Source organism: Vibrio sp. 1288 (assembly GCF_033344475.1).
The window spans coordinates 1-12,153 of the sequence record NZ_JAWPOX010000045.1 but is presented as its reverse complement, the minus strand read 5'-3'; the positions used below and the strand labels follow the sequence as shown (position 1 = coordinate 12,153).

14 protein-coding genes and 1 pseudogene are annotated in these 12,153 nt (G+C 42.8%); 6 read left to right on the top strand and 9 right to left on the bottom strand.

The features are described 5' to 3' along the window. Positions 1-17: 17 nt before the first annotated feature. The gene (locus tag R8O11_RS22270) at positions 18-329 is read right to left on the bottom strand and encodes a hypothetical protein (protein ID WP_005375472.1); all 312 of its coding nucleotides are present in this window, start codon (positions 327-329) and stop codon (positions 18-20) included. 141 nt (positions 330-470) lie between these two features. Here R8O11_RS22270 and R8O11_RS22265 point away from each other — a divergent pair, with 141 nt between their 5' ends. Continuing rightward, positions 471-803: a helix-turn-helix transcriptional regulator gene (locus R8O11_RS22265; protein ID WP_031780945.1), complete on the top strand. Its 333-nt coding sequence runs from the start codon at positions 471-473 to the stop codon at positions 801-803. 111 nt (positions 804-914) lie between these two features. On the opposite strand, the gene R8O11_RS22260 is transcribed toward R8O11_RS22265, so the two are convergent. The 3 genes from R8O11_RS22260 to R8O11_RS22250 all read right to left on the bottom strand — a co-directional run bounded on the left by R8O11_RS22260 (position 915) and on the right by R8O11_RS22250 (position 2,827). Beyond that, complete coding sequence (locus R8O11_RS22260; RefSeq protein ID WP_005375467.1) at positions 915-1,295, bottom strand: hypothetical protein; 381 nt, start codon at positions 1,293-1,295, stop codon at positions 915-917. Positions 1,296-1,462: 167 nt separating this feature from the next. Beyond that, positions 1,463-1,849: a GlcG/HbpS family heme-binding protein gene (locus R8O11_RS22255; protein ID WP_005375465.1), complete on the bottom strand. Its 387-nt coding sequence runs from the start codon at positions 1,847-1,849 to the stop codon at positions 1,463-1,465. A gap of 9 nt (positions 1,850-1,858) precedes the next feature. Then, the gene (locus tag R8O11_RS22250) at positions 1,859-2,827 is read right to left on the bottom strand and encodes an aldo/keto reductase (protein WP_033906813.1); all 969 of its coding nucleotides are present in this window, start codon (positions 2,825-2,827) and stop codon (positions 1,859-1,861) included. Between the two features lie 141 nt (positions 2,828-2,968). Between R8O11_RS22250 and R8O11_RS22245 the strand changes: the two genes are divergently transcribed. After that, on the top strand, positions 2,969-3,844 hold the full coding sequence (locus tag R8O11_RS22245) for a LysR family transcriptional regulator (RefSeq protein ID WP_205391413.1): 876 nt from the start codon (positions 2,969-2,971) through the stop codon (positions 3,842-3,844). A 9-nt stretch (positions 3,845-3,853) separates the two neighbouring features. Here the strand turns inward: R8O11_RS22245 and R8O11_RS22240 are convergent, their stop codons facing one another. After that, positions 3,854-5,611 (bottom strand): SgrR family transcriptional regulator, encoded by a 1,758-nt coding sequence (locus R8O11_RS22240; protein ID WP_161441540.1) that lies wholly within the window; start codon positions 5,609-5,611, stop codon positions 3,854-3,856. Between the two features lie 564 nt (positions 5,612-6,175). Between R8O11_RS22240 and R8O11_RS22235 the strand changes: the two genes are divergently transcribed. Beyond that, a complete protein-coding gene (locus R8O11_RS22235) occupies positions 6,176-6,715 on the top strand; it encodes a redoxin domain-containing protein (RefSeq protein WP_005385152.1) in 540 nt (179 codons plus the stop codon). Between the two features lie 512 nt (positions 6,716-7,227). Then, entirely contained in the window at positions 7,228-7,911 is a 684-nt protein-coding gene (locus R8O11_RS22230) for a hypothetical protein (protein WP_258659246.1), read from the top strand. 195 nt (positions 7,912-8,106) lie between these two features. On the opposite strand, the gene R8O11_RS22225 is transcribed toward R8O11_RS22230, so the two are convergent. Together R8O11_RS22225 and R8O11_RS22220 are read right to left on the bottom strand one after the other, a co-directional pair. Beyond that, the gene (locus R8O11_RS22225) at positions 8,107-8,472 is read right to left on the bottom strand and encodes a winged helix-turn-helix transcriptional regulator (protein ID WP_005375456.1); all 366 of its coding nucleotides are present in this window, start codon (positions 8,470-8,472) and stop codon (positions 8,107-8,109) included. A gap of 167 nt (positions 8,473-8,639) precedes the next feature. Continuing rightward, positions 8,640-9,224: an NAD(P)H-dependent oxidoreductase gene (locus R8O11_RS22220; RefSeq protein WP_005375454.1), complete on the bottom strand. Its 585-nt coding sequence runs from the start codon at positions 9,222-9,224 to the stop codon at positions 8,640-8,642. A gap of 270 nt (positions 9,225-9,494) precedes the next feature. Between R8O11_RS22220 and R8O11_RS22215 the strand changes: the two genes are divergently transcribed. Continuing rightward, positions 9,495-9,836: an ArsR/SmtB family transcription factor gene (locus R8O11_RS22215; protein WP_009706198.1), complete on the top strand. Its 342-nt coding sequence runs from the start codon at positions 9,495-9,497 to the stop codon at positions 9,834-9,836. 85 nt (positions 9,837-9,921) lie between these two features. After that, complete coding sequence (arsB, locus tag R8O11_RS22210; protein WP_258659248.1) at positions 9,922-10,977, top strand: ACR3 family arsenite efflux transporter; 1,056 nt, start codon at positions 9,922-9,924, stop codon at positions 10,975-10,977. A 36-nt stretch (positions 10,978-11,013) separates the two neighbouring features. On the opposite strand, the gene R8O11_RS22205 is transcribed toward arsB, so the two are convergent. Next, positions 11,014-11,793: a helix-turn-helix domain-containing protein gene (locus R8O11_RS22205; RefSeq protein ID WP_203345638.1), complete on the bottom strand. Its 780-nt coding sequence runs from the start codon at positions 11,791-11,793 to the stop codon at positions 11,014-11,016. A gap of 19 nt (positions 11,794-11,812) precedes the next feature. Further along, positions 11,813-12,079, bottom strand: a pseudogene (locus tag R8O11_RS22200) (YbhB/YbcL family Raf kinase inhibitor-like protein); the annotation flags it as partial. Positions 12,080-12,153 lie beyond the last annotated feature (74 nt).

Here is a 12,153-nt window from a genome sequence, read left to right as displayed (position 1 = left end):
CCGGCTTTACGACTGTGTTAATACGCTTTATCTAGCGCGCCAATGATATAAGTTAACACTGGAATACCCATATCGGCGACCTGCTTCTCAGTCTCACTCATGTTTTCATGCGCCATCCGCAGCTCTACTTCACTTATCGATTCTTTGTGAAGGTAAAGCTCTTTGTAGTTCATCAATCGCTGTTGTGACTGTTGAATCAGTGTCACAACATTCTCTTTAGTCTCACGATGTTGCTGATCAATTTCACTAAATAAATGATCTAAAATGCGTTGCATTTTGCGAATAGAAGCTTTCGTTTCTATTGATTTGTATGATTGATACTTTTCCATTGAGTTAATAACTGACTAAAATATTTACGTTTTTATAAGACAGTTATTTTTATACTGATTGCAAAGCAGGTAAATATGTGGTGGTTAAACTGGTCCACTTCTTGCTCCGTTTAGGTCAAAACTGTCCTTTCAGGAGAGCACATGCAGGTAGACCCTATAATTCAAGCACTGATCGCAAGACGAAAATCGAATGGCCTCTCCCGTGAGCAAATGGCAAACATCGCTGGAATGAGCGTAAAAACATATCAAAGGATCGAGCGCGGAGAGTCCGATCTTAAACTCTCACAATATCGTGCCATATTGCGTTCGCTTCATTTGACTGACCTAGATATTGCCTTAGATGTACGTGATGTTCAGCATGTCACAGCAAATGACTTAACGGCCGTGGCGCGATTGCTCTCACCGGAAGCTCAGTCCCTGCTCGTTCGCCTATTATCGTTAGTCCTTGAACAAAAGAACAAGAAAGGTGATTAACGACATTGCTCATACCCAAACGATGAATGCCCTGTTGAGCGTTGAAACATGAATCGTTTAGACAAAAGTAAAACTCGTCAAATGACGAGTTTTATTCTTTATATCAGTCCGTTACTCTAGGCTTTTCAATTCCGATGTATCAACGCCTTTTATTGCATCTTTCGCCACTTTATCAGGATCAAAGACATCACGTTCTTCATATGAATTATCAATCATGCCTTGTCCTATCGCGGTCGCCTGCTTTTGTAACTTGTTACCCTCTACCTCACCAGCATCCCAGCCTTGCCGATAATCTGAGTCGGTTTGATACCTTGTTTCGTCCTTAATATAGTGTTCAAAATCATTCCCTGCCTCTTGCATACCACTATGCCGACCGTCATGAAAGCCTTGGATATAAGCTTCATCATAACCGCTCTCTTTTAACGCGCTGTCACTCGTACCACAGCCTGAGAGGAGAACAAAAAATAGCGAAACGAATACCTTATGAAACATATTTAGGCCTCAAAGCTTTCAAATAAATTAATCATAGTTCGCGATTTCAACTTCTGCTTACTTCAGGCTATTCGATAGCATTGTGACTCGACGAAGCCTGTGAACTTGAGTCCCTACAGTGAGTACAAAGCTGGACAAAGCATCACACCTACTGATAAACATTATACTCAACGCGCGTTTAATACTTCCATCGCAAGTGCTTCGTCATCTTGCTCAGCCAAACCACTGATACCAATTGCACCGACGACTTTCCCCTCTTGTTCTACAGGTACACCACCCATAAAGCCTGTGATCTTCGGGTCAGTCCAATAACTCAACTGCTTACCCGTCTCACGAGCCCAAGCACCCAGATTGCCGCTAGGCTGACGGTCTCTAGCCGAGGTGTAAGCTTTGTTATGTGCCAACAAACCTGCTTGCACACTCACATCATCCATTCGGGCAAAACCGAGCAATTCTCCATGTGTATCAACCACGGCAACCGCAATGTTCTGCTTGCGAGCAGTCGCAATTTCCAATGCCGTTTGAATCAGAGTTTGAACTTGTACGTATTTCATTTTTCTCTCCTACGGGATCTCATGACCAAGGGTTTTCTCGAACAAGCCATACCAATGGCTACGTGATAGCGTGACGTTCTCTACTTGAGCACAAGCGCGAATACGCTGTGGGTTTGCAGTACCAATAACAGGCTGAATTTGGTTTGGGTGACGCGTTAGGAAGGCTAAAACAATCGCCTCAGACGACACGCCATATTCAGCTGCTAGCGCCATTACCATCTCCGCCGTCTGTCTGGTGTTGTGATCATCAGAATGTAAACCACGCTCTGAGAATCTTCCTTGCGCCATACTGCCCCACGCTTGCAGTTGGATATTATGCTTACGGGCATGTTCCAGTGTTCCCGCAACGTAGTCAGATTCCGACGAAGGAAGCCCCATGCCTTGCTTAATAAAGTCAGACTTAGCCAGACTCATTTCCAACTGGTTCGCCACAACAACTTCGCCCGTTGCTTGTTGAAGAAGGTCAATTTGAGCACTGTTCATGTTAGAAACACCGAAGTGGTTAACTTTGCCAGCTTGTTTCAGGGCTTTTAGCGTTGTGCCCAGTTCTTCAAATTCAACCAAAGGATCAGGACGATGCAGCATCAAAACATCAAGATTTTCCACGCCAAGGCGTTCAAGAATGCCCTCAACAGAAGCCGTCACCCATTTGGCAGAGAAGTCATACTGCTTAACACCTTGCTCATCTCCTAGACGGATGCCGCACTTTGATTGCAGATACATTCGTTCTCGTAAGGTTGAGTCATTGGCTAAGATGCGCCCAAACACTTCTTCAGCCTTACCGAATTTGTAGATATCCGCATGATCAAAGAGATTGATGCCAACCTCTAATGCTGCCTCTACAGCGGCATAAGCTTGGTTTTCATCTTGGGCGGTTAATGGGTTGCGATTCCACTCCCCTCCAAGTCCCATACAGCCGAAGACCAAGCGGCTAACGTTAGGTAAGGTTTTGGCGAGCGGTAGTGTTGGATTGTTCATCGTTATTCTCACTTTTCCGATTTCTGCATCTTCAATTTCTTAAATTAACTCGAACCATCTTACCGTTCGTAAAAATTAGTTTAATACCGTAAAATCGAATTCATTATCCTCGTTACCGAACAATTAAAGCGAGCAATAAAGATGGCAGATTATAAGAGAATCGAAAAACTGATGCTGTTTGCTGAAGTGGCTCAAACACTCAACTTTTCTAGAGCAGCAGAGCAACTTGGTATCTCTAAAAGTTACCTGTCGGAACAAATCAAGCGATTGGAATCGGAACTCGCAACGCCTTTGATTGTTCGAACCACACGCAGCGTGAGATTGACGGCAGAAGGTGAATCGATCTTTGCACAAGCGGAAGATCTCAAACGCCGCGTAATGGAAATGGAAAAGAGTTTAAGTCAGCGATCTGAACAAATAGACGGTCTGATTCGTCTTACCGCTCCCAAGATGTTTGCTGAAGCGGTGCTGCATGATTTGTGTGTGGCGTTTCGCGCTTTACATCCAAACGTAGAGTTCGAGATTCTTTCTAGCTATCAAGCGTTTAATCTGACAGAAACCAGCGTTGATTTTGCGTTTCGAGCGACAAGAACGCCGCCAGAGAATATGATTGCTCATCACCTTTTGGACTACCACCACTGGCTGGTTGCCTCTCCTCAGTATCTGCAAGAAGAAGGTACGCCGGAGACATTAGATGATTTACAAGAGCATCAATGCTTAACCACATTGCATCAAAAAGAGTGGCCGTTAAAAACGGGAACAGTTCAAACCCAAGGTTGGCTTTCAAGCAATGAAAATCGCTTACTCAAAGAATCAGCCCTGTCTGGCAATGGCATTGCTCGGTTAGCAAGTTACTTTGTCGAACAAGACGTTGAGCACGGCCGTCTAGTGCAGGTTCTATCGGAAGAAACTGACCACCAGCACAACGCGGTTTACTTGGTGTACCCACAACTTATCTATCAATCAGCGAAAACCAGAGCCTTCATTGAATTCGTGAAGCAGCACTTTGCTATGTAACTAAGGCAGTTAATCCGCAGACCACACCGAGCGAATATCTGGCCAACCCCAGTTAGTAAGAGCGACGTCTTCTAAAACACCTTGGAAACGCAAAGTTTGTGTATGGTGGAACATGGGTGCAATCCAGTATTCGCTGATCAACGTCGATGCAATTGGCTCCAATGCATTAAGGTAGTCCTCAAGTGGAACGAAAGATCTGACTCTCTGTAGTTGTTCATCTAACCATTGTGCGTTCTTCTCTCCCAAAGTGTGGAATAGCACAGCGTTGCTGAAGAAGTTCGTGAACGCTGAGGCATGACGATTATCATCTAGGTTTATGTTCGTCACGACCATCGTCTCATTTAGCTCACCATTCTTAGCTTTCTCGTTCAGCTCACGATAGGAATACATAACAATTTCTACTTTACTGCCAACACTCACCAAACGATTAGAAATAGCCCGCGCACAGCGACGCAACGCGGTATAGTTATATCCGGCTATCGTAATGTGTTTAGGTAACTTAAGCGGCTCACTGAACGGACGGAGCACTGGCTTCCAACCTGGTAGCAGGTTATAAGCGGGTATACTCCCAAATACAATATTCTCGCGGCGCATCACTTCGGCCAAGTGCTCAGGTTGAATTAGCTCACTAATATAACGGCGCTGCGCTAAAGAGAGTTTGTGCTTAGCGTGCTGATTAAATAAGGCGAATAAGCAACCATCTTCTATTCGACTACGCTTGCTCGCCGATGAGTTTTCTCGGTTTTGCGTCGACATATAGTGTCCACACAAATCCTCCTCGGGCGAAGTATCCCTTTGCAACGTATTTGCTGCCAATGACGGGTTCTCCATTTGCTCGTCATTAACAATCCAGATAGTCACCAAATCCGTTAGAACTCTACATGCATAATAACCATTAAATGCTTGCAGTTTTAAACGACTTTCATTGTGCTCGACAACAGAGAATGGGCCACTTCCGACCACCAGCTTGTTATTCGCTACGTTAACTTGGCTTACTGGTTGAATGCCGTATTTCACTCCAGAAATAAGTCCAGCAAAGCCCAAGTCAGCTCGATTAAGCTTAAAAACAACTTTCAATGGCGTTGGCGCAGTAATGTTAGCAACATGTGCCAACTCTTTTTCGTAGTACTGTAGTGAACTCAACTTTGCAAACAAGCTAACCACTGTTTCTGCATCAATGGAATTACCATTATGAAAAGTCAGACCTGGACGAAGGTAGAAAGTCCATTCGTAGGTGTCTTCGTCATAACGCCAGTGATGTGCGAGTTCTGGTTGCACTTTCCCATTGTTATCACTCGAAACTAAGCAACAATAGATTTGCCTTAATAAGAAACGTTCGCTGCTACGCTGAAGTTGATGTGGAACGACGCGCTCAAACATTCGCTTATAGGTTAATTGAATATTGAGCTGTCCTTCTTGCACAGAAGCACCAGACGTTGTTTTTAACAAACGGCCAAATGCCAGTTCGTCTTCATCTAATATCGCCAGCGCTTTTTCATACTTGCCTAACTTGATACGTTCAAGAGCCAAGCTCTCTTTTAAAACGTCTAACTCCATATTCAGAATGAGAGTCGATCGTTGGTTCCGCCCAGCTTTCGGATGCCAGCTCAACCACGCCTTCTGCTGCATTTGCGTTAGCAGGCTACGAGCATGCCGAGAAGAAGTGAACATGATGTCGGCAATGTCCTGTAACGTGGTTTTTGTTTCATCACCAACGCTAAACGAGAGTAATCGTTGGTAATAGCGAAACAAATTGAGATCAGACACTGAATCAACCTTAGATCTGTGAAGTTTGTGGATAGGAATAGTTTACTTAAGTTGGCGGTAATAAAATAAGAAAACTTCCTAATTATCTGTTCCCCTTTTCCACAATTAACCTCCAAATTCGGCTTTAAAGCCCCATATATTTACGTTATTAGGAAAAAAGCCAACAAAAGCACTCTCTTTTTTATATCCCCTTTTATACACATAATTTACTCGTCAGCTAAAGGAGGAAAAAATGAAGAAGCCAATGATGGCGTACTTTTTTCAGCAACGCCTAGCTCAATCGAGTAATAAAATAGAAGTGATGACTCTGGTTTATCTTAACGATATGTTCCAGTGGTCATAGCCTAACCTCAAGCAGAACTTAGCTCCTGATACTACACCCCCACTTCGTTGTATCTTAAGTTCTGCTTTTTCATCTTTTGCACTCTACTACCTTATTGCAGGTTACTAAAAGTTAACTAGTTGAAACACCGCAAAACAGAGTCTACATTGAAGTCTCATCCCCCAATCGCTTTGTTGAGAAAGGGGCATTCATGGATATACACCACCAATTCGGGAGTCAATATGGCAACTTCAGTGAAACTTAAAGCGGGCGACAGCTTCCCTCATCTTCAAGCCACTTTGCTAGATGGTTCAAGCGTAACGTTGGGTCAGCCGCAAGGTGATGCGACTTGGCAAGCAGTATTCGTTTATCGTGGTAAACACTGCCCTCTTTGTACTAAGTACCTCAACGAGCTTGAGAGTTACAAACAGGCTTTCGCTGATGCTGGCGTCGATATTCTTGCCGTTTCTGGCGATTCAAAAGCACAGCTAGAGGGGCATCTAGAGAAACTCGAAATCAGCTTCCCTATCGCTTACGGCCTGACCGAAGAACAAATGAAAACGCTAGGCTTGTATGTATCTATTCCTCGATCTGAACAGGAAACCGATCATAATTTCGCAGAACCAGGTCTGTTTGTGGTGAATGAACACGGCGACTTACACGTGGTGGATATTTCAAACAACCCGTTTGTTCGCCCTGAGCTTGGCGCGCTATCACGCGGATTGGCATGGATTCGCGATCCAAACAATAACTACCCTATCCGTGGCACATTGGATTACTAATATCTTCTACACCCAAGTAAACTTTCTATCCTTAAATAAGCTAGGATTCTTGCCTTAGTGAGAATAACTTGGAATGCATATCAGATCCGTGAGATCTGATATGTATAAACAAGTTGGAAATAAAGTCCTTGTTCATTATACAACGTCTTGATGAAAAACAAGATCAGTGAAGCCCAGACTCCCCTCAAACAACGTTAAGTATTTACTTCTAAGTCACTTTCACGATAAACACATGAAATTAAGACTAAAAACTTAGACTTAACGGATATATAAATCATAACGGTACCTACACAAGTAGTTGGCTAGCGATTATTATCCTATTGCAACTCACAATTGTGCAAATCTAATAATTCATACCATAAATGAAAACATAGATACCGTAAGAGACAAAATAAAAGCAAACGATTAAATTACCAATAAAACACCGTTCAATTAAAATAAAAAACATTTCACTTTATAAAAATTTAATTAATCGTTATTTGCAATCACACATCTTAATTGAGAAATACAGTATGAATAAAATCTCTTTGCTTTATATGGCCGTTTGTATCGGATTAGTTGGATGCGGTTCAGGAGGAAGCGACAACGATCCAGCAAAAGATATACATCCCACCATTTCAAATCCGGAACAAGTCAACGCAATGACGGTGGACAAAGGTCATTTCTATTGTTCTGTAAACCAACAAAAACTGGAACACGGAGGGACATCTGCAAGCATGTCCTACCTGATTGAAAAGAAAAGAAATTCTACGGTTGTTGACGATTATGAATGTACCGAATACGGTTTAAAGAAAGGTGAGTCAATTATCGTCACTAAAAGTGCAATTGAAAACTTTTCATACTCAAAACATTATAAAAGCACGAAGAAGAATGACATTAATGGGTTTAAAATCATCTACCCTACAGGACTTACGACTCCGATTAATAAAGATTATGAAAAAATTACGATCACGTATAATACGGAGAGACCTGACGTTAACATTAAGATAATTCAATATTTTGACGAAAAGTCTAAATTATATACCATCAAAAAATATGAAAGCCACGTTAACGACAACTCACCAATAGGTTTAGTTGAGAAAGAGGAATTCGATAAATATTCCGATTTTGAAAAGAAACTGGAATTAAATAGTGCTTTTTTAAATTCAACTGAAGTGAGTGATTTATTCTACAACTTATTAAGTATGATAAAATAATAACTAAAAATCAAAAACTTAAAAAGTACGATTATGCTCAAGTAGCTTCGATATGCCTGACTCGAAAGAGTACGTTGTTTTACGAAACAAATTACGATTTTAATGAAGCACATCTAAGTTACTTGGGTATAAACGGCGATGTATTGTTAATCAGCTTTCAAAAGAGAGTGACGTTTGCGATTAACTACTTTGGTCTTAACGAAGCTCAATTTGATGCTTTTCAGACCAAATTCGCAAATCATCAAGAATCTTAAGTGCGGTACGGCCGAACTCTGTTAGTTCATAGCTGACTGCAATTGGGCGGTCGCTGATCACTTTACGCACCACCATACCTTCCGCTTCTAGCTCTTTAAGACGTTGGTCGATCATCTTTTTACTTGCACCGCCTAGCATGCGTGCTAAGTCATTGAAACGAACTGGGCCGTCTTTCAAATGATAAATCAGAGAACCTTTCCATTTACCACCAATTAGACGCATCCCTTTCTCGATAGCACATGGCTCCGCACATACGTTCGCCACTGACTTACGACCTTTGCTATCTACACTGATTCTGCTTTCCACAATACACCTCAAGATACGCACTTAATCTAGGTAACGAAAAGTAAGCTATATACATTTAGTGCTTTAGAGTAATAAAAACGTCACCTCGCCGCAAACAAATAAAAATGGACCGCATGCAGCAGTCCATCTCAATTCATCATTCAGTTCGCACTATCTTTCTAAAAGGATTAGAAGTTTTCGTTAATGTGAGCTTCGAAACGAACAAAATCGTTTTCGATATCTGCGTTCTTCATCACATCATAACAAGCGAATGTAGGTAATGCTGACATACCAAAGAAGCGGAAGTTAGCGTGCATGTGGAACATCAAATCATCCACGCCTTTACCTTGGAATAGGTATTCGTTCTCATCATCAAACGATTCTTCTGGCGCGTTGAATGTCAGTGAAAGCATGTATTTGCTGTTGGTTTGAGTACCGCCTGTACCATAGTTTTTCTTTGGTTCTTCTGCGCTACGGCCATCAAATGCACACAGTGCGCCGCCCATACCCGCAGTAAACACGTCGTCCATGTATTTTTTGAATGACCAAGGCACAGACATCCAGTTGATTGGGCTTTGGATGATCACGCGATCAGCCCACTCAAAGTGTGCGAGTTGCTCATCTACGTTGATCTCATCTTGCATTGTCACAACGCGAACTTCATGGCCTTTTGCTTGCAGAAGCGTCTGTGCTTTGTCGACAAGAGAAGCGTTTAGACGACCTTCTGAGTATGGTGATGGTTCGTGTGCATTGATGATCAGTACATTGCTCATGGGATTACCTTTAAATAAGTTCACAAGATGACGCAATAACCATTGTGCGTCGGATGTGGTTTATTATGGTAACCTAGAAACATAGTGCAATTAGTTAACTTTTAGTAACCTACTTAATTTTTGATTATATCTCTGTTTTTAAAAGATATATTTTTTCAACTTTTTATTCATCGCTATTTCCCGATTAATTTTTTCATCGATTTGTTGCATCTTTCACAGAGCAGGCGTACACTTTATCGTAATTCGACGATTAACTATTAAGGCCAGCGAATGAGTGATAAGTGCAACGACACGTGCGAAGTTGTTTTTCAGACAACGCAACAACAGCTCGAGAAAGAACAAACTCTAGCAGCACAAGCAAAAGCTTTGTCACATCCAGCACGCTTGCGCATTCTGCATATCCTGCACACGCTCGATACCATGGGTGGTTGTTTGAACAGTGATTTGGTTTCTGAACTGGGTCTTGCGCAATCTACTGTTTCCGAGCACTTGCGTATTCTAAAGCAAGCTGGCTTTATCAGCGCCGAGCCAAACCCACCTAAGGTGTGTTACCGCATTCAACGCGACGCGTTTGATCAGTTCAATCTAGGATTTTCCAAGTTATTTGATTAATTCCCTTTGCACGCTGCTCAGGCGTGCAAAGATAAACTATACCTTTAACTATCGCCTTTCGACGATAAACGAATAAGAGAACACTATGACTACTCAAATTTTAAATAGTGCCAGCGACAAAATGAGCTTCTTGGACCGTTACCTAACGGTGTGGATTTTTGTTGCAATGGCAATCGGTGTAGGTATTGGCGCAGCATTCCCTCAAGTAGCTGAGTGGAACGAGTCAATGTCAGTTGGTAGCACAAACGTACCGCTAGCGATTGGTTTGATTTTGATGATGTACCCGCCACTCGCAAAGGTAAACTACAACCTGCTAGGTACAGTGACGAAAGACAAAAAAGCAATCACGCTGTCTTTGGTCATGAACTGGATTGTCGGCCCTATTTTGATGTTCATCCTTGCATTGACTTTCCTAGGTGATCATCCGGGTTACATGGTTGGTATCATTCTGATCGGTCTTGCTCGTTGTATTGCGATGGTGCTTGTATGGAACGATATCGGTGGCGGTAACAAAGAATACGGCGCAGCCCTAGTTGCACTAAACAGCGCTTTCCAAATCGTGACTTACAGTGTGATGGCATGGTTGTTCATCACTGTGTTGCCACCAGTCTTTGGCTACGAAGGTTTCGTGGTTGATATCTCGATGATGGACATCGCGGAAAGCGTTCTGATTTACCTTGGTATCCCATTCCTAGCGGGCTTCCTAAGCCGCAAATGGCTGGTCGCTGCGAAAGGTGAACAATGGTACAACGACGTGTTCATCCCACGCATTTCACCAATTACGCTTATCGCCCTGCTTGCGACCATCGTGCTGATGTTCAGCTTGAAAGGTGAAATGATTCTTGAACTGCCAATGGATGTATTCCGTGTAGCAATTCCACTGGCTATCTACTTTGTGTTGATGTTCTTTGTCAGCTTCCTCGTTGGTAAGAAAATGGGCATTGACTACGACAAAAACGCGTCGATTGCTTTCACGGCAACAGGCAACAACTTTGAATTGGCAATTGCGGTTTCTATCGCGGTGTTTGGCCTAAACTCAGACCAAGCTTTTGCTGGTGTCATTGGCCCGCTGATCGAAGTGCCTGTGTTGATTGCTTTGGTGAATGTAGCATTGCGAATGAAGGCCAAATATTATGGCTAACCTAAAAAGCACAAAAAATACAAAAGCGGTAAAACATTAACTCACTACCGTTTTAATATACTCGCTGGGCGTTAGGCCGAACTTACTTTTAAAGCGTTGGCTAAAACGCCCCTCTGACTGATAACCACACAACTGTGCTAGCAGCGCAACGTTATACGAGCCATTTTGCATCAAGTAAAGTGCGTGATTTAAGCGCACTTCTGCCAATACTTCACGATACTGAGTACCTTCTTGTTTCAGTTTTCGTATCAATGTTGCTCGGCTCATAGCAAAGTGCCCCGCGACCATATCTAATGGATGCTCCTCCCCTGGAGAGCGCGATAAGTAACGACTAAGTTTCTGACTAAAGGAGATATGTGAACTCGAGAACAACCGATGCAATAACCCTCTCTCAGCTAGCTGCTGATATAGGCCCATAATCCAATAGCGTTGTGTCGCTTCACTTAAGCTTTCCCGCTCAAACGAAAACAAAGCATTTAACGTCGCTTGCAATGCTTTATCTGTCTCAACAACGGGTACATAGTTTCCTAATGCGTTGCTCATGCTTAGCTCCAACATTTCATCGCTAGGCACACAGTGAAAACTGAACATTCGAGAAAGAAATCGCCCTTGTAGAGGAAGATTTTCAAAATTTAGGGATGCATTTGCTTCACAAAGCATGATATTTGGATGATGGATGTCGAGTACTTCGTCTTTCCAGAAAAGATGTTTACTCCCCTTAACAATCTGAATAATGCTTGGGGAGTGAATCCTGACATTACGAAGCTTCTGCTGCTGCTCCGCACGAAACAGCGTAACCTGATATTGGTGACCCATTCTCTCCCCTTATATTCAATTATCGCGTGTAAGTCGTGGTTAATGTCGTTTTACCCAAAGCAACACTATTCAAAGTAAACCCTACAATGGCTGGTGGCGTGTTTTCATCCAATTTCAGTTCTTCAGTTGGCAATGCCCACACCGTAAACTGGTAACGATGCATCCCATCATTCTTTGGAGGACACGCGCCGCCGAACCCCGTTGTGCCGTAGTCAATACGAGATTCTTTGCCGCCTAACTTGTTCATATCAATGCCTCGAGGCAGTTCGCTAACGGTGGATGGAATGTAAATTACCACCTTCTAAAGAAGGTGGCTTTGTGTGAGCCCCCTAAAAGGGGGCCTTTGTTTAGTCCAGCGCC